16 protein-coding genes are annotated in these 19460 nt (G+C 70.1%); 5 read left to right on the top strand and 11 right to left on the bottom strand.

Translation table 11 applies throughout. The features are described from left to right. Window positions 1-18 precede the first annotated feature (18 nt). Together WMF46_RS04455 and WMF46_RS04450 are read right to left on the bottom strand one after the other, a co-directional pair. Window positions 19-1668: a PfaD family polyunsaturated fatty acid/polyketide biosynthesis protein gene (locus WMF46_RS04455; RefSeq protein WP_437984457.1), complete on the bottom strand. Its 1650-nt coding sequence runs from the start codon at window positions 1666-1668 to the stop codon at window positions 19-21. Window positions 1669-1902: 234 nt separating this feature from the next. Beyond that, on the bottom strand, window positions 1903-2673 hold the full coding sequence (locus tag WMF46_RS04450; protein ID WP_437984456.1) for an SDR family NAD(P)-dependent oxidoreductase: 771 nt from the start codon (window positions 2671-2673) through the stop codon (window positions 1903-1905). A gap of 303 nt (window positions 2674-2976) precedes the next feature. Between WMF46_RS04450 and WMF46_RS04445 the strand changes: the two genes are divergently transcribed. Then, a complete protein-coding gene (locus WMF46_RS04445) occupies window positions 2977-5556 on the top strand; it encodes an ATP-binding protein (protein WP_437984455.1) in 2580 nt (859 codons plus the stop codon). 41 nt (window positions 5557-5597) lie between these two features. On the opposite strand, the gene WMF46_RS04440 is transcribed toward WMF46_RS04445, so the two are convergent. After that, complete coding sequence (locus tag WMF46_RS04440) at window positions 5598-6347, bottom strand: hypothetical protein (RefSeq protein WP_437984454.1); 750 nt, start codon at window positions 6345-6347, stop codon at window positions 5598-5600. 347 nt (window positions 6348-6694) lie between these two features. Between WMF46_RS04440 and WMF46_RS04435 the strand changes: the two genes are divergently transcribed. Further along, on the top strand, window positions 6695-7873 hold the full coding sequence (locus WMF46_RS04435) for a hypothetical protein (RefSeq protein ID WP_437984453.1): 1179 nt from the start codon (window positions 6695-6697) through the stop codon (window positions 7871-7873). An 83-nt stretch (window positions 7874-7956) separates the two neighbouring features. Here the strand turns inward: WMF46_RS04435 and WMF46_RS04430 are convergent, their stop codons facing one another. Beyond that, window positions 7957-9306: an MBL fold metallo-hydrolase gene (locus WMF46_RS04430; RefSeq protein ID WP_437984452.1), complete on the bottom strand. Its 1350-nt coding sequence runs from the start codon at window positions 9304-9306 to the stop codon at window positions 7957-7959. 293 nt (window positions 9307-9599) lie between these two features. Then, entirely contained in the window at window positions 9600-10409 is an 810-nt protein-coding gene (locus WMF46_RS04425; protein WP_437984451.1) for a transglutaminase-like domain-containing protein, read from the bottom strand. Window positions 10410-11198: 789 nt separating this feature from the next. On the opposite strand from WMF46_RS04425, the gene WMF46_RS04420 reads away from it, so the two are divergent. The 3 genes from WMF46_RS04420 to WMF46_RS04410 all read left to right on the top strand — a co-directional run bounded on the left by WMF46_RS04420 (window position 11199) and on the right by WMF46_RS04410 (window position 15728). Then, on the top strand, window positions 11199-13136 hold the full coding sequence (locus tag WMF46_RS04420) for a glycosyl hydrolase (protein WP_437984450.1): 1938 nt from the start codon (window positions 11199-11201) through the stop codon (window positions 13134-13136). Window positions 13137-13389: 253 nt separating this feature from the next. Then, the gene (locus tag WMF46_RS04415; RefSeq protein ID WP_437984449.1) at window positions 13390-14124 is read left to right on the top strand and encodes a hypothetical protein; all 735 of its coding nucleotides are present in this window, start codon (window positions 13390-13392) and stop codon (window positions 14122-14124) included. Between the two features lie 110 nt (window positions 14125-14234). Then, complete coding sequence (locus WMF46_RS04410) at window positions 14235-15728, top strand: carotenoid oxygenase family protein (protein ID WP_437984448.1); 1494 nt, start codon at window positions 14235-14237, stop codon at window positions 15726-15728. Between the two features lie 174 nt (window positions 15729-15902). Here WMF46_RS04410 and WMF46_RS04405 read toward each other — a convergent pair whose 3' ends face one another. From WMF46_RS04405 to WMF46_RS04380, 6 genes are all read right to left on the bottom strand, one after another. Beyond that, on the bottom strand, window positions 15903-16292 hold the full coding sequence (locus WMF46_RS04405) for a nuclear transport factor 2 family protein (protein WP_437984447.1): 390 nt from the start codon (window positions 16290-16292) through the stop codon (window positions 15903-15905). Window positions 16293-16302: 10 nt separating this feature from the next. Further along, the gene (locus WMF46_RS04400) at window positions 16303-17133 is read right to left on the bottom strand and encodes an SDR family NAD(P)-dependent oxidoreductase (protein WP_437984446.1); all 831 of its coding nucleotides are present in this window, start codon (window positions 17131-17133) and stop codon (window positions 16303-16305) included. A gap of 283 nt (window positions 17134-17416) precedes the next feature. Further along, window positions 17417-17857 (bottom strand): hypothetical protein, encoded by a 441-nt coding sequence (locus WMF46_RS04395; protein WP_437984445.1) that lies wholly within the window; start codon window positions 17855-17857, stop codon window positions 17417-17419. A gap of 34 nt (window positions 17858-17891) precedes the next feature. Then, window positions 17892-18236, bottom strand: coding sequence for a hypothetical protein (locus WMF46_RS04390; protein ID WP_437984444.1), 345 nt, complete (start codon window positions 18234-18236; stop codon window positions 17892-17894). A gap of 272 nt (window positions 18237-18508) precedes the next feature. After that, window positions 18509-18886 (bottom strand): response regulator, encoded by a 378-nt coding sequence (locus WMF46_RS04385; RefSeq protein WP_437549671.1) that lies wholly within the window; start codon window positions 18884-18886, stop codon window positions 18509-18511. 35 nt (window positions 18887-18921) lie between these two features. Continuing rightward, a complete protein-coding gene (locus WMF46_RS04380) occupies window positions 18922-19458 on the bottom strand; it encodes a chemotaxis protein CheX (protein ID WP_437984443.1) in 537 nt (178 codons plus the stop codon). Between the last annotated feature and the right edge of the window lie 2 nt (window positions 19459-19460).

The raw sequence follows: 19460 nt of genomic DNA, 5'->3' as shown, positions 1-19460 counted from the left end.
CGGCAGGTGGTCAGGCGCTCAGGCGAGCGGGCGAGGAGTGAAGTGGAATGCGGCGCTCGGCACGGGGACGCCGTACGTCCGGAGCTGCTGCGCGCGCGTGACGACGGCCGCGCCCTCGAGCAGGTTGCGCGCGACCTGGACCGCGGTGCGGCGCGCCGGGTCCTCGAGGAACGACCCCTTGACCCAGCGGTTGAACGCGCCCATGGCCGGGCCGCACCAGATCTGGTAATCGGCGCGGCGCTTCGGGTCCCCGGCGATCGCCCACTTGCTGGACATGCCGAGATACCAGCGGAAGATCAGCGCCATCTTGTGCTTCGGCTCGCGCGCGGCGCGCTCGAGCTCGGCCGGGTCGCGCTCGGCGAAGAACCGCTCGCAGCCCGCCCACACCTCGTCGCACGACATCTGGAACAGCTCCCTCTCGATGCGCGCGCGCACGTCGCTGGGCAGCGACTCGATGGAATCGTGGGCGACGTAGAGGTCGTAGAGCCGCTGCGCGCGGACACCGAACATCGTGCCGCGCTTGAGCACCTGGACCTGCACGCCGAGCTCGAACATGTCGGCGGCCGGCGTCATCACCACGTCCGGGAGATCGGCCTGGGCCAGCATCTTCTTGCCCTCGTCGGACAGGCCCGACTCGATGCACGACTGGTTGACCGAGCCCGTGAGCACGTACGCCGCCCCGAGCGCGAACGCGGCGGCGATCGACTCCGGCGTGGAGAGGCCGCCGGCGGCGCCGACGCGGATCGGCCGGTGATACCCGTACTTCGCCGCGAGCTCGTCGCGGACGCCGAGGATCACCGGGAACAGCGCGACGAGGGGCTGGTTGTCGGTGTGACCGCCGGAGTCCGCTTCCACGGTGATGTCCTCGGCGACCGGGAGGCTCCGCGCGAGCTCCGCCTCGTCGCGGGTGAGCCACCCGTTGCGAACGCAGGTATCAAGGATCTCGGCCGGCGCTGGCGACAGGAAGCGCGCGGCGACCTCCGGGCGCGAGATCTTGGCGAACAGGTGGTTCTTCCGGTCGACGCGGCCGTCGGGCAAGCGCTTGACGCCGCTGTAGGCGAACCGCACGACCATCGGGTTCAGGCCCATGTAGGCGGCCGCCTCGGCCCGCCGGACTCCCCTCTTCAGGTAGAGCTCCACCGTGTCGCTCTCCAGCCTGGGCTGGTTCGGAGCGTGGATGAGGTTGCAGCCCCAGGTGGGGCCGTCCGTCCCGAGCGCCGCCGAGATCTCGTCGATCGCCTGCTCGATCCGGTGCAGCCCGAGGCCTGCGGCGCCGAAGAACCCCATCATACCTGCGTTGGCCATCGCGATCGTGAGCCGCGTGGTGTGGATGCCGTTCGCCATCGCGCCGGCCACGTACGGGAAGCGCAAGCCGTGGACCTCGACGAAGGAGCGGTCTCCGAGCCACTCCGGGTACAGGGCGGGCAGCGTTCCGAGGAGCGGGAACGTCGGGACCCCGTTGACCTGATCCTCGCGGAGGACAGCGCCGCCGCGGGACACGCCGACGCGCCCATCCGGCGTCTCACGCACCACGTGCACCGGCTCTCGCACGCAGGAGACGGCCTCCCGCAGATCTGTCGATGTGAACGCGGGGAGCCAGGGCCCGCTGCGCCAGATGCCGATCGGCTGGAGGCCGGCGCTGCGGATGACCTGCGGATCCTCAATCATGCTGAGCTGCCTCCTAATGACAAGCACGGCCTCTATAACACCCGTCGTGAGCGGCCCGCGGTAATGGTTCGGTCACGGCGCAACGGCGGGACGGACCCCTTCACCAGGCGATGAAAGCGCTTTCCCTCGGCTCCTGCGGGCCTGACGCGCCCCGTGACGCACCGCGCCTTTGTTTCGGGTCTGTCACACGCGCCGCAGCGCGGCGCTCACCGCACCGACGACGGGCCCGTCGCTCTATAGGGAATACCCACCATCGCTGACGAGGAGCGCGCCAGTCATGGTGGCAGAGGCGTCGGAGAGCAGGAACGCGATGAGCCCGGCGATCTCGTCGGCGCTCGCGTAGCGGCCCAGGGGCGTCGACATCGCCGCCATCTGATCGAACGCGGCGCGCTCGCTGCCGGCCGTCGTGACGAGCGCCTGGAAGAAGGGCGCCTGGGCCCAGATCGGCGTCTCGACGCCGCCAGGCAGGACGCCGTTCACCCGGATCTTGTCGCGCGCCCCCTCCTTCGCCGCGACGCGGACCAGCTGCGCCGCGCCCGCCTTGGATGCCGCATAGGCACCGATCCCCGGCTCGGCCTTGACCGCCGCGACCGAGGAGACGACGACAACCGTCCCGCCGCGACCGGTCTTCCTGAGGAGACGAAGGCCCGTCCGGAGCGTCAGAAAGACCCCATCGAGGTTCACGGAGAGGACCCGCCGCCAGTCGTCAAACGACGTCTCCTCGATCGGCGCGCCGTGGGCGATACCGGCGTTCGCGACGACGTGGTCGAGCCTCCCGAAGCGCCCCTCGACAGCCGCCTCGATCTCGACCCACGCGGCCTCGTCCCCCACGTCGGCCTCGCGCAGCAGGAGCTCCGGCCCGCGGAGCTCGCCCGCGAGGGCGTCGAGCGCGTCGCGGCGCCGATCGATCAGGACCAGGCCGGATGCGGTCTGCGACAGCTTGCGCGCGGTCGCAGCGCCGATACCCGACGCCGCTCCGGTGATGAGCGCGACTCCCTCCACCATGGGCGTACCTCCTCTCCTGTAGCACGGCGGAGCCGCCGCGCGCAGGCGCCGGTGCAGCGCTGGTGGGGTTCAGGGCCAGTGGGACGAGGCCAGCGACGCGCAGGCCAGCGCCGCCGGGAGAGCTCGACGGGACCGACACCAGGCGCTACCACAGCGCCCAGCGGCGAGGTGAGCGGCGGATCCGATGCGCCAGGCTGCTCGGGCGTCATTTTACACGACCGCACGCGCTCGACCGCGGCGTCCCGGTGCTGAGCAGGTTTGATGTCGCCCGCGCTCGCCTTATGCTCCTGTGACGATACGACGATGAGACGTCTCTACCGCCTCTCTGCCAAGATCAGCAGGCTCCTCACGGCCCGTCGGACGCGCGAAGCACGCGCGCAGACGCCCCGTGTGGCGCCTCCGGACGAGGCCCCGACTGGCACCGCCGCCCAGGAATGGACGCCGGCGCCCGTCGAGCAGCAGCAGGCGGTGCTCAAGTACGTCATCGCCAACGTCCCTCACGCCATCTTCTGGAAAGACCGTCATGGACGGTTTCTCGGGGGAAATCAGAACTTCCTCAACGACACCAACACGAAGGTGCTGGAGAACCTCGTCGGCAAGACCGATTTCGACGTGTGGGGCAGCAAGAACGCGGAGTGCTTCGTGCGCATCGACCGGGAGGTCATGGAGGGCGGCATCTCGATGCTCGACGTCGAGGAGCCGCTGCTCCGCCCGGACGGCGAGCAGCGGTTCCTGCTCACCAGCAAGGTACCCATCCGCGACGAACGGGGCGATGTGACGGGGATCCTCGGGATCTACGCGGACATCACCGAGCGCAAACGGATGGAGATCGAGCTCCAGAAGGCCAAGGAGGCGGCGGACGCCGCGGCCTGCGCCAAGGGAGAGTTCCTCACGGTGATGAGCCACGAGCTCCGGACGCCGCTCTCCCTCATCCTCGGACCGCTCGAGTCGCTCCTGTCGAGCCGGGACGAACCGCTCTCGCCGCGGGTGCGGGCGGACCTCGAGCTCATCCAGCGCAGCGGGCGGCGGCTCCGCCGGCTGGTCGACGATGTCCTCGATCACCAGAAGATCGAGGCCGGCAAGATGCAGATCGACTGGGAGGCCGTCGACGTCGGAGAGCTCGTCTCGGACATGGTGGAGGAGGCTCGCCCGGCGGCGGCGCGCGGCGGGCTGGATCTCTCGATTCACGTGGATCCCGAGCTGCGGAGGGTCCCCGCCGATCGGCGCAAGCTCGAGAAGATCGCGCTCAACCTGCTGGGCAACGCGCTGAAGTTCACCCCGCCTGGCGGGCGCGTCACCGTCGACCTCCGGGCGCTCGACGGTCTGTTCGAGCTCTCGGTCGAGGACACCGGCCCTGGCATCCCGGCGGACAGGAGACACCTGCTCTTTCAACGGTTTCAGCAGATCGACGCCTCGGCGACGCGAAAGCACGAGGGGACGGGGATCGGGCTGTCGCTGGCCAAGGAGCTCACGGAGCTCATGGGCGGCACGGTCGGCGTGGAGAGCGAGCCCGGGGTCGGCTCTCGCTTCTTCGTGCGGCTCCCGCGCGCCGCGGATTTCCTGGCAGCGCGGCGGGCGACCGCCGCGCCCGAGCCGCCGCGATCGCTCAACGGCGCGGGCACCTACGAGCCTCCCCCGTCGTCGGTCAACCTCCGCGGCTTCGAGGTGCCTCCGCCGCCCGCCGCAGGCGCGCCCCGCGCCGGCGGCGGCGCGGAGGGGCCGCGCGTACTCGTCGTGGAAGACAACCCCGACATGAGATCGTACCTGGCGGACATCCTGTCGGCCGGACACGAGATCGTCCTGGCGACGAACGGCCGGGAAGCGCTCGAGTCGATCGCGGCGAAGCGGCCGGATGTCATCGTCTCGGACGTGATGATGCCGGAGATGGACGGATTCGAGCTGGTCCGGCGGCTCAAGGGGGATCCCGCGCTCCGGGACATCCCTGTCCTCCTCTTGACGGCCAGGGCGAGCGGCGCGGAGGCCGTGGGGGGGCTCGACGTCGGCGCCGACGAATACATGAGCAAGCCGTTCGACCCCCTGGAGCTCAGGGCGCGAGTCCGCGCCGCCGAGCGGCTGCACCGCGCCTATCTGGAGCTCGCGGCGAAGAACGGCGAGCTCGCGGCGGCGCTGGAGCGGCTCTCGGAGACGCAGCAGGAGCTGCTCCAGGCGGGCAAGATGGCGGCGATAGGGACGCTGGTGGCGGGCCTGTCGCACGAGATGAACAACCCGGTGTCGGCCATCCTGATGAACGCCCAGCTGCTGCTCAGGCGGCACCGGAAGGGGCACGGCCTGCCCGACGAGGCCTCGCTGCTGAAGGCGCTCAGCACCATCGAGCGGCAGGCGATCCGGTGCTCGGATCTCGTGACGGCGCTGCTCGAGTACGCGCGCGGCAAGCCGATCGGCCGGGAGCCGTGCGACGTGCGCGCGGCGCTCCGCCGCGCTGTCGACCTGTCCGCGCCGCGGGCGCGCGAGCGCAGGGTCCACCTCGAGACGGACGGCGCCTCATCGGCGCTGCCCGAGGTGCTCGTCAACGCATCGCAGCTCGAGTCGGCCTTGCTCAACGTGATAGGCAATGCGCTCGACGCCAGCCCGCACGGCAGCGCCGTGGTGGTCGAGGCTCGCCCGCTGCCGCGCGGGGACATCCACGGCGTGGAGATCGACGTGCACGACCACGGCTGCGGCATCCGCGCCGAGGACCTGAGCCGCATCTTCGAGCCGTTCTTCACGACGAAGCCGCCCGGGCAAGGGACCGGGCTCGGGCTGTCGCTGACGCACCGGTTCATCGAGGAGCACCAGGGCAGCATCCGTATCGAGAGCGCGCTGGGCGAGGGCACGACGGTGCGCATGTGGCTGCCCGCGCGGCAAACGGAAGGGGCGGAGTGAGGCGAGGGAGCGCGCGCTCACGACCACGCCGGCCACGCGGGTCAGCTCGCCGGTGAGGCGCGGAGCTCCGCGGCGAGCGCCGCGCCCAGGGCGAAGAAGGCCGGACGGGCGGGCTCCGGGCCGCCGCCGAGCCGGCGCTCGAGCCGCGCCGGATCCCAGCCGCAGGCATCGTAGGTCTCCAGCGCGTGCCGGTCGCGCCTGGACAGCCGGGCCCTCGCGCCGCGGAGCGCTGCGGTCATGGCCGGCAGCCCCGCGGAGAGCGCGAGGCCGGTCTCCCCCCAGTCGTCGAGCGACGATGGGCTCTCCAGCACATCGACGACGAGGCCCGTGAAGAACAGGCCGACGACGGCCTCGCAGAGGCGATCCAGCGCGCCGCGCACGGCGTCGTCGCCCATCGTCCAGAGCGCCGGGTCCGGGTTGAAGTAGCCCAGGAACGCTTGCAGCATGAGCATCGGCGTCTCGGGCATCAGGAAGCGACGCTCGCCCCGCTCGCGCGACCGCCTGCGGAGCACGCGCATCATCGAGATCATGATCTCGCCGACGGCGAACCCCTGCTGCGCCTGCTCGGCGAGATCGTCGCCCATGTCCACCTCGACGCGGATCCCGGGGGCGAGCCGGGCGACGAACGAGATCCCGAGCGGGTGCACGAACAGCGTCCTCGTGGCGAGCATCTCGACGTCACGGAGGACATCTTCGGGGAGGACCGCCGCATAGGCGACGAGCGCGCGCTGGACCGCGCCGGTGAGGAGCGGGTCCTCGGGGACCTCGTCGACCAGATCGCCCAGGCTCATGATCGACTCCGCATGATCGCGGAATAGCACAGCTGGACCTGGACGAGGAGCGGCGCCCGCTTCGCGCCGAACGCCCTCGCTGCCGCCGGCGGCGGCGCGACATCGGATCTGTCATTTATTTGCGGCGAGCGATCTGTCATTTATTTGTGACGAGAGATCTCGTCATTTATTGATGACGAAGCGGGAGGGAGGCCACGGCGCCCCGCGACCCCCTCGAGCCGGCAGCGCACCGCGCCAAGCTCGCTCGGAGCCAGCGGCGCGACGTCAACGGATTTTGGCAGATCCGTCGGCGGCCGAGCGCGCGGCGCGCCCGTCGTACGGGCGTCCCTGTGTGGTAGCTTCGGCGCATGACCAGCGCGGGCGCGACGCTGCCAGTCCCGGTCGCGACGCCGCGTCGAGCCGCGTTGCGCGCCCATCTCACCGAGTTCCTGCTCGTCGGGGGCGCGACGCTCGTGCTCTTCCCGCTCGCGTGGCTCGCCCGCAGGGCCGTCGGGCTCGACGCGGCGGAGCTCGCGATCGGCTTCCTGACGTTCCACGCCGCGTCCGTGATCAACGACCCTCACTTCGCGGTGACGTACCTGCTGTTCTACAAGGACGCGAGGCACCGCGCGTTCGGCGGCGCGTTCGCCCCGGCGCAGCGAGCCCGCTACATCCTGGCCGGCCTCCTGGTCCCGGTCGCGCTGCTCGCGTGGGCGATCGGGGCGCTCTCGACCGGCTCCGCGCTGTCCATGGGCTTCATGATCCAGCTCATGTTCCTCCTGGTGGGCTGGCACTACGTGAAGCAGGGCTTCGGCGTCCTGACGGTGCTCTCGGCGCGGCGTGGGTTCCGGTTCGACCCCCTGGAGCGCAGGGTGATCCTCGCGCACTGCTTCGCGGCCTGGGCGTACGCGTGGGCGAGCCCGGCGGATCCAGGCAGGGAGGTCGAGGAGAAAGGCGTGGTCTACACGTCGCTCGCGCACCCGCCGGCGCTCGAGCCCGTCACCGGGCTCGCGTTCGGGCTCAGCGCGCTCGCGCTGCTCTGGGTGCTCGCGCGCAGGTGGCGCATGGAGCGGCGCCTGCCGCCGCTCGCGCCGCTGGCCGGTTTCCTCATCACGATCTGGCTCTGGACGGTCTACTCGAGCCTCGACCGGCTCATGGTGTACGTGATCCCGGCGCTCCACTCCGTTCAGTATCTGTATTTCGTCTGGCTCATGAAGCGGAACGAGGCGCGCGACGCCGAGGGCCCGCCGCTGTTCGGGCGCCCTACCGGCCTGCGCCTCGGGCTCCTGGCGGCGACCGCCGTCGGCCTCGGGTGGGTCGTGTTCCGCGGCGCGCCCGCGCTCTTCGACGGCGCGCACGGCGCGCTGGTGCTGAGCTCGAGCGACGGCGAAGCGATGTCCGACCTGGGCCCGACACCGTACTTCGCGGCCGTCTTCGTGTTCGTGAACATCCACCACTATTTCATGGACAACGTGATCTGGCGCCGGGAGAACCCCGAGACAGCGTATCTGCTGCGACCGGACGACCGAGGCAGCGCGGCCGGCTGAGCGCGCAGGCCGGCGCGGCGGCGCCTCGGGCCCCTGCCCCGGCCCTGCGAAGATCGGAGCGCCGGCCGCCCCTCAAGGCCGCTTCACGCCCTCTTCTTTGCGACCGCCCCCGCCGCGCGCGCGGCGAGCCGGGCGGCGGCCGCCGCGGCCCCGAGCGCCGTCGCCGCGACCAGGGAGACCCGCAGCCACGCGGCGGCGGCCTTCTCTGGCCGGTAATCGGGCAGGTACGGGCGGGCGGCGCGCGGCAGCACCCAGGCCTCGCTCCCGGGGCCATCGCCGCCGATCGCGTGCACCGCGCGCGCGAGGCGGGTGCCGGGGTACGAGCGGCTCTGCAACCAGGGGATGAACCGGAAGAAAGGGACGTGGCCAGGCGGCTGCCGCTCCATCCAGGCGAGCGCGCACTTGAGCTCGGCGGCCGCCGCGGGAGCGCCGCCGTCGCCTTCGAGTCGGTGCCATTCGCCATGGCCAGGCAGGAGCCACGCGAAGCGGAGGTGGCCGGCGCCCGCCAGCGCGACAAGGCGGCGCACGGAGCGGATCTGACGCCCCCAGTCGTTCCAGCACTGGAGCCGGAACGCCACGATCTGGCCGACGCGGCGCGAGTAGGCCAGGTGGTCGCCGGTGAACAGGAAGCGGCCCCGGTACAGCAGGCACATCGAGCCCGCGGTGTGGCCGGGCTGCGAGAGCACGGCGAGCTCGGCGCCGGCGAGGTCGCCGTCGGCGAGCGGCGAGCCGTCGAGGGTCATCGGATCGAGGCGGTCGCTGAGCTGGATCTCCACCTCGGAGGTGGCCGGATTGCGCCCGGCGCCGCGCGGGTTCACGTCCGCGGCGCCGAGGACGCGGCGACACCCAGGGAAGCGGGCCGCGAACTCGGCGTGGTGCGCGGTGTGGTCACGGTGGGTGAGGAAGATCCACCGCACGCCGCCGCGCTCTTCGAGGAAACGGAAGACGGCCTCGGTCGGGCTCGGCAGGTCGACGAGCACGCCGCCGCCGGGGCGCTCGATGAAGTAGGCCGTCGCGCCCGCGTTTTCGCGCGCGGGGTGGCCAAGGGCCCAGACGTCCTCTTCGATGCGGCGCGGCCAGGCGCGGAACGGGGCGCCGAGCGCGCCGGGCCGCGCTCGGGATGGCGACGACGATCGGAGGCGCAAGGCGTTGACCGGACAGGCGGCGACCGCCGAGCGCGCCGCCTCGAGGTCGGCCCGGCTCCGGGGCTGGCGCAGGATGCCGGTGAAGGCCCCTTCATCATAGGTGCCCACGAGCACCGCGGGGCCGCGGCGCCGGACGTCGCCGTCCATGGCTTTCCAGTGCGCGGGCGCGACCTCGCCCAGGAGCTCTGGAGCGAAGTTCCTGCAAACGCCTGCACCACAGCAGGCGCGCGTGACGTGAAGTCGTCCCCAGTCTCCTTCATCGATACCGTCTCCATGCGCGTTGTCCATAGGCGCGCAGACTACCACGCTGACCGAGAGCAGGCATGTGCGCCGACTCGCCTCAAGCGGCCGGACGCAGCGAGGCGGCCCCAATGCCATGACGCCATCACCACACCACCCGATCGTCCAAGTTGCACACCACCGTCCCCTGCATCGACGACATTCGCGGCGGTGCAGCGCCGTCACATCGCTCCGGCGGCGGTCGAAGAAGGCAGCGCTGCGGCGCCTTCGAGCGAGCTCACGACGAGCACCCTCACCGCCCCGATGAGCGCGGCCACCGCGCGAGGCTGCCCCGGGCGGAGCTAGCCCACAACCTCATCCGTCCAGACGCGGAAGCTCCGCAACGTGTTCTCGCCGAAGGTCGTGGTGATCGCCACGTCGGCGGCGTCGCGCCCGCGGGCGATCAGCACGCGCCCGATGCGAGGCACGTTGTTGCGCGCATCGAACGTATGCCACTCGCCACCGAGATAGGCCTCGAACCAGCCGGAGAAGTCCATCGTCCCGTGGGGAGGAGGTACGCCGATGTCGCCCAGGTAGCCGGTGCAGTAACGAGCCGGAATGTTCAGGCAACGGCAGAGCGCGATCGCGAGGTGCGCATAATCTCTGCAGACGCCTCTCCGATCGTTGAACACCTCCTCCGCCGTCTTGGTAGGGCTCGCAAACTCGTATCCGAAGGCGATGTGCCGATGAACGAAGTCACAGACGGCCTGCACGCGACCCCAGCCGGTGGGCGAGTGGCCGAACAGGTCCCACGCCGCCTCTGACAGGCGATCCGTCTCGCAGTACCGGCTGCCCAGCAAGAACACCAGCGTCTCCTCTGGCAGCGCATCGACGGGGTGTTGCTCGGCCGATGTCACGACGCGGTCCGGCGCGCCCGTGTCGTTCACCACCGCGTCGGCGGAGATCTTCAGCTGACCCGCCGGCGCGACGATACGGCTACACCAGTTGCCGAAGGCATCCCGGTAAGCTCGGACCGGGATCGACGGGCTGGTGAGCATGTGATCGGGCCGCACCAGATCCGATGCACGCGAGTAGTGGACGCTCAGCGTCAGGATCACCGGCGTAGGTCGTGGGAATTCGTAGAGCAGCTCGTATCCTACGCGGATCTGCATGGGTGCACCTCGATGTGATCGCGCGGCTCCAGTCACGAGCAGGACGCAGCGAGGCCCCCTGTTCTTGCGGCGCACGAACCGCCGCGCGACGGCCGGCCGCGCCAGCTCCCCGCCGCGACGGAGCGCTCGGACGAGCTATCCCACGTCAAGCTCGATGAGCCCGCACCGCGCGACGCCGCTGCGAGCCCCTGGACCCCGAGCGCGACGAATTCTTCGGCACACGCTCGAATGGCCTACTGAAACAGTCTGTACGCAGCGCCCATGTATGTCAAGAACGATCCACCGCCGCTGACGGTCAACGTTCGGCTCGTCGTGATAAGGCGGCGTGCGACGTCGCTTGCGTGATGCCGTGATGCGCTTTACCCGCAGGAGCGACGCGGCGCCTGGCAGCACGGCATGGTGCTCGTCACGGGCCAGCTGGTGCCGGGCGGTAGGGACCGCTTCCGCCGCGACGCATGGATGGGTCGCCACCTCGGCCGCCGAGGCCATGCGCTCAAGCGCGCTCGCTGGATGCAACCCCATAAACGAAGAACCGGTTAAGAACCTGTCCCGGCAGGGCTCCAGGACAGGGCGCGCCGGCGGCAGCCGGCCGAACCTGCCGGCGATGCGCTCGCGGCAAGCCAGCTGCGCCATGACGCACCGCAGCATCGCATCGAGGGGCGCTCGGGTGAAATCGGCGCGAAGCCCGGGGCGGCGCACCTCTCCCCTGGTGAGATGGCCGTTGACACTGAACCGATTAACACGCTTTATTGTCGCTTCGTCACTGGCACCGTTCGCAGGGGAGAACCCATGAATCTTGTCCCGCTCAGTCCACGCGTTTATGCCGCATTCCTCCTGTGCTTGACGGCCGCCTGCGGGTCGTCGGACGAGGACACGCCGTCGGGAGGTACCTCGTCGGGCACCTCGGGAGGCGCGTCGTCGGGCACCTCGGGAGGCGCGTCGTCGGGCACCTCGGGAGGCGCGTCGTCGGGCACCTCGGGAGGCACGTCGTCGAGCACGTCGTCAGGCACGGGAGGCGCGCCGGGAGACACGCCGGAGTTTCCGGACACGCCGAGGGGCGACCTCCTCGAGGACCTCTGGACGTCGTCTCGATCCGGCAAGTTCCGGTTCGGTTACGAGAACGCCATCACGTGGGGGCTCTACGATCCGGGCACCAAGCAGCTCGTGTCGACCAACGACTGGTTCTCGAGCATGGCGGGCGCCGCCAGCCGCGGCGAGCGGGGCTGGTCGTCGGACGCCGGCGCCACCGTGGGAGAGAACCCCGGGTTGCTCGGCGTCTCCCTCGACGCGATGGTCTTCGATCCGGTCCCCTGGAATCGCCGCGACGTCACCGCGGACGCCGCGGCGTACATGCTGGAGCAGCCGGGCGGGATGGTGGCCTTCGACTGGCACACGCCCCCGTGCAACTACGACGTCAGCACCTCGGACTTCGCGGACGCCATCGAGACGCCGCTCGCCACCATCACGGTCGACGGACAGAGCGTCCCGATTCACGCCCAGGGCGGAGGCACCCCGTTCTACGCCGAGACGTACTATTCGCGCTCCCTCGGCTCCAGCGCGGACATCCCGGAGAACCTGAAGTGCATCTGCAAGATCGCCAACGACGTGCCGATCGAGCGGGGGACCCACGCCGGGATCTCGGCGCGCGACTGGCTCGTGGCCCACGCGAAGTACGTGGCCCAGTTCTTCCGCGAGCACGGGCTCGACGGCAAGCCGATCGTCCTCCGTCCGTTCCACGAGCACACCGGCGGATGGTTCTGGTGGGGTCAGCCCTACTGGAACTGCCAGGCTCTGCTAGACGACGATCAGGCCGTCACCGGCCCCGCCGCCTACAGCGCCGCGTACCGCACGTTCGCCGAGGCCGTCCGGAGCGAGCCGGGGATGGAGAACGTGATCTTCGCGTACTCGACGGACAAGGTGCGAAAGCTGAGCGACAGCTCGGTGACGCCCGCCGAGGCGAAGGTCAGGGATCCAGAGAGCCTCTCTCGCGACATGCTCCGGGCCCGCCTCGTCGAGGAGCTCACCGGGCTGGGCGCGGCGTACGAGAGCCCGCCCCAGGAGGCGATCGCGGCGCTCGAGAACGACGGCCAGCCGCCGTCCGCGCTGCTGGAGGAGTACTACCTCGAGGCGTACCCTGGCGACGACCTCATCGACATCCTCGGCATCGATCTCTATTACCCGTACGAGCGCGCGGCGTCCCCGGCAGATCTCGAGGACATGAAGGCGATGGCGAGCGCCGTCGCGGCGATCGGCGCGGCCAAGGGCAAGCCTCACGCCCTCACCGAGACGGGCACCTACCGGCTGCACCTCCTCCACCGGGTCAGCAAGCTCGCCGCGGGCGCCTCGCTCGCGCTCTACGCGGCAGACCACGTGAGCAAGTGGCACGACACCCTGTTCGATGAGAGCCTGCGGACGGACTTCCTGGCCAACTACGGCCTCAGCTCGGCGGGCGCCGTCACGCTCTCTTCCGCCGAGGTGACGAGCCTGTTTCCGGACGCGGGGCAGGGCGCGCTCACCGAGGACTGGTACAACACCCACCTCCTCGATCTCGCCAAGAGCGCCGGCGTCGCTTACGCGCTGACGTGGCAGACCTACTACGACGGCAGCGATTTCGACAACAAGGCCGTCTATTACTATGTTCCCTTCCCGGGCCACCCGGAGGCGGACAACTTCCGTCGCTTCGCGGACGATCCGGCGGTCTGCTTCGGCGCGACAGCCTGCCAGTAGCCCGGCGAGGAGGCGAGGAGCGGAACGCGGACATCCGCTCTAGACGTGAAGGAACCGCCGAGCCCCGGGCCTCGCGGTCAGGTGTCGAGGTTCAGGCGGTCCCAGGCGGTCCCAGGCGGCCCAGAGCCGCCGGAGCGAGGGAGCTCCGGCGGCTCTTTCACTGTGCTTGTCGCCGCGGCCGAGGGCTCCCTCCCCGGCGCGCTCTGGCCTCGACGACGGCGCTGGAGTAAGGGGAGATCGTTCAGGAGGCACCATGGGCATCTCCATCGCGTACTCGGGCAAGCTCCGCGACCCGATCGTCGTCCCCGAGCTCGTCGCGGATCTCGCCGCCAAGGCCGCGGCCGCCGGCTGGCCCAGCAAGACCATGAAGGAGCTCATCGCCGATCGGCGCGTGACCTGCTCGGGTCTCGAGGGCATCACGCTCTATCCCCACCGCGAATGCGAGCCTCTCCATTTTCACTTCGACGGTGAAGGCACCTTCATCAACCACACGTACCACGCGCTGCTCAGCGACTCGAAGATGGCGGACATGATGCGTCAGGCGCTGGCGGAGTCCGCGGCCATCACGCGCAACCTCACCCGCGCAGCGCAGGAGAAGGCGGAGCGCGGCGGAGGGCCGCGCGTCAGCGTCAGCGTCCCCAGCCTGCCAGAGGCGCCGGGCGTCGAGTTCTTCAAGGAGGGGAGCCGCTACAACTGGACGAAGACGCAGTTCGCCGGCCCCAAGGTGCACGTCGCCGTGTGCGCCATCCTGCGGTACGTGAAGCAGCGCTATGCGCCCGAGCTCGACGTCAAGGACGACAGCGGGTACTTCGTCGACGGGGACTACGAGAAGCTCGAGGGCCAGCTCGCCTACGTCGAGCGCCTCACCTCCCTCGCCTCGCAGGCCATCGAGGCCGCCGCCGCCGCGAGCAACGGCCCGATGACCCTCGACGCGTTCGTGGACCGGATCAACGAGGAGCTCGCCGAGGCCAAGGACAGGCTGCACTGACGAGCGCCGGCGCCGGTGCGCCGGCCGCCTCGACGCCCGCCACTGTGATCGATGATGACATCACCAGCGGCCGATGTGATCGTCGATCACATCGGCCGCCCGGAGGTCCCATGTCCATCGCCCTGTCCGCCCCCGACTTCGACGCCGCCCTCGACGCCGCCTTCGCCGGCGCGGGGGGCGCCTCCACGGACGCCGCTCGCGGAGCGCGCGCCTTCGATCACCCGCTCGACCTCGAGGCCGAGTATGGCTTCACGCCGCTCGCCGTCGAGGGGACGCTGCCCGAAGGCCTCGAGGGCACGCTGTTTCGGGTGGGCCCGGCCCGCGCGACCCTCTTCGGCGTCCGCGTGCCGCACTCCTTCGAGGCCGACGGAGGGGTGCTCGCGGTGCGGCTGTCGGGCGGCCGGGCGGAGGGCGCGCACCGCCTCGTGCGCAGCCGCGGCCTGGTGGAGGAGCTCGCGGCCGGGCGGCGCCTCTACGGCTCGACCCTGTCCTGGCCGAAGCGCGTGCTCCACGCGCTGCAGGGCAAGCGCCGGGGCAAGAACGTCGCGAACACGAGCCCCTTCCTCGCCGGCGGCCGGCTGTTCGCGCTCGTGGAGTCTGGCAGGCCGACGGAGCTCGATCCCGCGACGCTCGACACGCTCGGCGAGAGCGATCTCGGCGGCGCGGTGGGCCCCACCTTCTCGGCCCACCCGCACCGGGTCGCTGCCAGGAAGACGAGCTACAACTTCGGCGTCCGCTACGGGCGCAGGACCCAGATCGACCTCTACGCGGTCGACGACGACGGGCGCGCGCGCTCGCTCGGCGCGGTGCCGCTCCCGGCGCCGGTGATGCTCCATGACTTCTGCGCCACCCGCCGGCACCTCGTGTTCTTCGTCTCGCCCGCGATCATCCGGGTGGGGCGCGCGATGCTCCAGTGGGGAGGCTTCGAGTCCTGGGTGCGCTTCGAGCCCCGCCGGGGCACGGAGGTGATCGTCGTCGACATCGACGACGTCTCCCGCGTGCGCCGCTTCGGCGTCGACGCGTTCTTCCAGTGGCATTTCGCGAACGCCTACGACGACGGCGAGGACCTCGTCGTCGACCTCGTCCGCCACCGCACGCTCGCCACGCTCGGCTCGATCGGCAAGGACCCGGATCGGCCCGAGCTCGCCTCCGTCGACGGCGGCGTCCTCGTGCGCCACCGCGTGCGCGCGGGCCGCGAGCAGCTCCTCGTGGAGGACCTCGGCGGCGTCGTCGGCGAGTTCCCGCGCGTCGACCCCCGGGTCGAGGGGGATCGGCACGGCGTCGTCTTCCTCGCCACGAAGGGGCGGGCCGACGACCCGCACGGAAACGCCATTGCGCGCGTCGACGTCGACACGGGCGCGATCACCCTGGCGCCCGTCGCGCACCACGAGCGCCCGTCGGAGCCGGTCTTCGTGCCGCGCGCGCCCGGCGCTCCCGAGGGCGACGGCCACGTGCTCGCCCTGGTCACCGACGCGAAGGCCGGGAAGAGCGCCATCCACGTCTGGGACGCTGCGCACCTGGACGATGGGCCAGCGGCGCGGGTCCACCTGCTCCACGCCTCGCCCCAGACCTTCCATGGGGCGTTCCTGCCCCGCGCGGATTGAAAGCCGCTGCTTCCGCCCCGGCTGGCGGAAACCACGAGAAAAAAAACAGGAATTTCACAGGGAGGCGGGGAGGCGGGGAGCGAGAGACAGGAAGAGGGAAAAATTCATTTCTTCTTCCTCCCCGCCTCCTCGCCTCCCTGTGAAAATTCTCCGGGTTTCAACGTAATCGGTGTTCTAGAAGATCGGGAGCCCGCTCATGGTCGAGCTGGGCACGGAGCGCCGCGAGTCCCAGTGCTCGACGATGTCGCCGCCCTCGACGCGGAACAGATCGTAGAAGCCATAAGCGGCGTTGTTGCGCTTTCCTTCCGACAGGGTGAAGACGAAGTTCCCGTCGGCGATGACGTGGTGCACGTTGACGTAGCTGATGCCCTCGTCCTTCACGTACTCGACGAGCGCGGCGGGGCCGCTCGCGTCGGTGTCGCGGTGCTCGACGTAGCTCGCGCCGAGGAACTCCGACGCTCGCGCGTGCGCCCCTCCGATGAGCACGGCGTCGATGAAGCTCAGCACGTGCGCGGTAATGGCGAGCTCAGCGTCTGCGCCGAGGAGCGGAGCCCCATCCCCCACGCTCGAACGCTCACCCTCGCGCCGCTCGCTCTTTGGCGATCTCGTCTCGGCCGCCCTTCTCGACGAGCGCCGGGAACATCCTGCCGAGGCGCCAGAGCAAGCGTGCGCGCGAGGGGAGCACGATGACGGGCACGTCGGCGCCGGCCGCATCGAGCGCCTCGCGCGCGAGCGCGTCGGCCGGGTAAGGCGGGCCGGCAAGAGCCTCGAGCAGGCGTCGCGCGTTCGGAACCCACGGGACCGCCGGCAGATCGGGGGGGTTCTCGGAGTCCAGGATCGGGGTCTCGACCGCCGCCGGGCAGAGCACGCTGACGTGGACGCCGTAGGCCGCCGCCTCGATTCGCAGGCTCGTGCTGAGGCCGACGACGGCGTGCTTGGTCATCGCGTACGGCGTGAAGAGCGGCGCTGGGCCCAGGCCGGCGAGCGAGGCCACGTTGAGGATATGGCCGCTCTTCTGGCGCACCATGATCGGGTAGCCCGCCACGATGCCGTGCAGCACGCCGCGCACGTTGACGTCGAGGACGCGGTCCCAGTGCGGGAGCGGGATCTCGTGCGCCTCGCCGGCGACGCCGATCCCCGCATTGTTGATGAGCAAGTCGAGGCGCCCGCCGCGGGCTGCCGTGTCCTCGATGGCCCCGCGCATGCCCGCTTCGTCCCGCACGTCGAGCGCGCGCGACGAAGCACCGTTTCCGGCCTCGGCTGCCACCTTCGCAGCGGCGTCGCCGTTCACGTCCGTCACCGTCACGCGCGCGCCGCGCCGCGCGAGCTCCAGGCTGAGCGCTCGACCGATCCCCGAGCCGCCGCCCGTGATGAAGGTGACTGCATCTTTCCACGCTTTCTTCATGGGCTCTCCGAGCAGGATAGGCAATACGACAACCTCGCTCGTGTCAAGCTTGCGTTCGACGCGCCGGACGCACGCGAACGCGCTCTTCGCGATTTCGTCGGTCGATGCGCGGACGCTCGGTCACGTGGCCTGTGACGACACGCCTGTACCAGCGTGCCGCCCTTCGTGGCGCCGCTCCCGCCTGACGCCCTGCGGAGGCTTCAGGGCGCTGCGCCCAGCGGAGCGAGGCTTGGTGCACCGTCGGCACCAGCAGCCGTTAGCCGGGCTCGGCTCTCGCCGGTTGCTATCGCCTACATAGAGCTGCGTTCAACCTATCGAAGAGTTCGTCCGGGGCGATCTCGGCAGCCAACAAGATGACGAGCGCCTGATGCCACGGGCGCTCTCCATTGCCGCGTGCGACGAACAGCGTTTCTCTGATGGCATCACCGAACAGGCCCATTTCGCGGTATGCGGTCGCAAGGTCGGCATGCGTCGCCTCGTCTGCAATGTCAACGAGATCTGCGACCGCGTTGGCAGGCAGGTTCAGCTCAGCGGCTTCTAGTCCCCAGATCCCCGCAATTCGCTCGGGAGGCCCCGCCCGAAGAAGGTCGCGTAGCGCGCCGCAGCAGGACGGGCACAGCCGTCCAAGGTCGTTTCGCCAGTGCGCCGGCTCCTCCGACAGCGTGCCACAGATCGAGCAGGTCGGCGCTGGCCACCGTGGGTCGAGAGCAAGGCGCGTACTCATCGGGTCATCCTGGCGGGCGCCTCAGCGAATCCGTTCAGCCGGCCCCCGCCTCCGGGCGCTCGGCTGAAACGGCTTGTTCGGCATCGTCCTCGTCCATGCTAAAGAAAACGTGCCCCGTGTTCTTGAACCGCAAAAATCTCCACCAACTTAAGGCGTCGACGCCTTCCACCTTCAGCACCGGTGCCCCACCCTGATTCAAGGGTGCATACTCCCCCGTGGTCCAGTCCGCGAGAACCATTGCCTTGGCTATTTCTTCCGCTTGCTTCACCGAGTGGGCTCGAACCGCGCGCGTCGCGAAGAAGCCGATGATCGGTGGTTCCCCGTCTGCCACCTCGACCTTTATACCTTTTCCTTCGAGAATCACGCTGTAGTAAGGCATCGACCCACTCCTGCTCGAGAGGCCGAACGAGTAGTCGACTGGCCAACCGACGCCGGTGGACCTGGTCTGTCTATTCGGCCGCCTTCGGTGACCTCCCGCACAGAGGATCACACGGATCAACGCTGGGCCGCAACCACCGAGCGCTGTCCAGCGCCGCAAGGCAGATCCGTGGAGCACCGGAGGCAGTCGCCGATTTTCCGCAGTACCAGGGAGCGACGCCCCTCGGTCGAGCCGACGTCGCGGGGATACCCGCCGCTCGCGCGGCCGCAGCCTCAGGGCTCGCCGGCGAGCTTCTTCACCGCCGCGAGCAACAGATCCGGCTTGAACGGCTTGATGATCCAGCCCTTCGCGCCGGCCTTCCGGGCCTTCTCGATGAGCTCCGGCTGCCCCTCGGTGGTGAGCATCAGGATCGGAACGCCCGACGCGAGCCCCTTGTCCCGCAAACTCTGGATCATCTCGATCCCGTTCATCACGGGCATGTTCACGTCCGCGATGATCATCGCCAGATCATCCTTGTGGGCGGCGACCGTGGCGACCGCATCTCGGCCGTTGTCCGCTTCCAGCGTGCCATAGCCCGCCCCCGACAGGAGAATGCCGACCTGCTGGCGGACCGTACTCGAATCCTCGACGAGAAGAATTTTCTTGGCCATGTGACGTGTCTCCTCTTGCGTGTACGGCCATCCGCTCAGAACAGCAGCACTTCGCCCTCGGGCTGCGGATCGGGCATGTTCACTTCCTCGAGCTCCAGCGCGTCGTCGGGGGCCAGCGCGTCGAAGAGCACGACGAGCCGGTCGGGCCCCGCGGCGAACAGGAGCCGCCGGAAGCCATCGCTCTGCTCCTCCCTGGCGCGCAGGTGCTCGCCGATCGCGGCGCTCGGCGTCGAGAGCACGATGACCAGCCCGAGGTGGCGCAGGCGGTTCTTCACCCGCCCGAGCAGCTGGTTGGCGAGCTCGCTCGCCCAGTCGCACACCATGTCTTCGTCGATCTCGCGCTGCTCTCGCAGCGGGTGGCTGCGCGTGATGAGCGCCACGGGGGCGACGATGGTCAGGCTCCCGCGAAGGTGGTCGCCCGTGAAGCCGATGAAGGAGACCACCGCGTTGCCCGGCGTCGCCTCCGACGCCGCGTCGTCCAGCCGCCCGAGCTCGACGCCGTTGTCACGAAACAGGTGGACGCACGACGAAGCGAGCTCCTCGTGGATGCGGTCCCAGCTCTCCGAGTTCATTC

This window comes from Sorangium sp. So ce117 (genome assembly GCF_051524395.1).
GTDB classification, from domain to species: domain Bacteria; phylum Myxococcota_A; class Polyangia; order Polyangiales; family Polyangiaceae; genus Sorangium; species Sorangium cellulosum_B.
Note: the sequence above shows the minus strand (reverse complement) of the source record. Positions and strands in the feature narration are given on the sequence as shown.

Excerpts from the sequence above, each read along its gene's own strand:
- WMF46_RS04455 (WP_437984457.1), bottom strand. The coding sequence starts at position 1,668 with ATGATTGAGGATCCGCAGGTCATCCGCAGCGCCGGCCTCCAGCCGATC.
- WMF46_RS04450 (WP_437984456.1), bottom strand. The coding sequence starts at position 2,673 with ATGGTGGAGGGAGTCGCGCTCATCACCGGAGCGGCGTCGGGTATCGGC.
- WMF46_RS04445 (WP_437984455.1), top strand. The coding sequence starts at position 2,977 with ATGAGACGTCTCTACCGCCTCTCTGCCAAGATCAGCAGGCTCCTCACG.
- WMF46_RS04440 (WP_437984454.1), bottom strand. The coding sequence starts at position 6,347 with ATGAGCCTGGGCGATCTGGTCGACGAGGTCCCCGAGGACCCGCTCCTC.
- WMF46_RS04435 (WP_437984453.1), top strand. The coding sequence starts at position 6,695 with ATGACCAGCGCGGGCGCGACGCTGCCAGTCCCGGTCGCGACGCCGCGT.
- WMF46_RS04430 (WP_437984452.1), bottom strand. The coding sequence starts at position 9,306 with ATGGACAACGCGCATGGAGACGGTATCGATGAAGGAGACTGGGGACGA.
- WMF46_RS04425 (WP_437984451.1), bottom strand. The coding sequence starts at position 10,409 with ATGCAGATCCGCGTAGGATACGAGCTGCTCTACGAATTCCCACGACCT.
- WMF46_RS04420 (WP_437984450.1), top strand. The coding sequence starts at position 11,199 with ATGAATCTTGTCCCGCTCAGTCCACGCGTTTATGCCGCATTCCTCCTG.
- WMF46_RS04415 (WP_437984449.1), top strand. The coding sequence starts at position 13,390 with ATGGGCATCTCCATCGCGTACTCGGGCAAGCTCCGCGACCCGATCGTC.
- WMF46_RS04410 (WP_437984448.1), top strand. The coding sequence starts at position 14,235 with ATGTCCATCGCCCTGTCCGCCCCCGACTTCGACGCCGCCCTCGACGCC.
- WMF46_RS04400 (WP_437984446.1), bottom strand. The coding sequence starts at position 17,133 with ATGAAGAAAGCGTGGAAAGATGCAGTCACCTTCATCACGGGCGGCGGC.
- WMF46_RS04395 (WP_437984445.1), bottom strand. The coding sequence starts at position 17,857 with ATGAGTACGCGCCTTGCTCTCGACCCACGGTGGCCAGCGCCGACCTGC.
- WMF46_RS04390 (WP_437984444.1), bottom strand. The coding sequence starts at position 18,236 with ATGCCTTACTACAGCGTGATTCTCGAAGGAAAAGGTATAAAGGTCGAG.
- WMF46_RS04385 (WP_437549671.1), bottom strand. The coding sequence starts at position 18,886 with ATGGCCAAGAAAATTCTTCTCGTCGAGGATTCGAGTACGGTCCGCCAG.
- WMF46_RS04380 (WP_437984443.1), bottom strand. The coding sequence starts at position 19,458 with ATGAACTCGGAGAGCTGGGACCGCATCCACGAGGAGCTCGCTTCGTCG.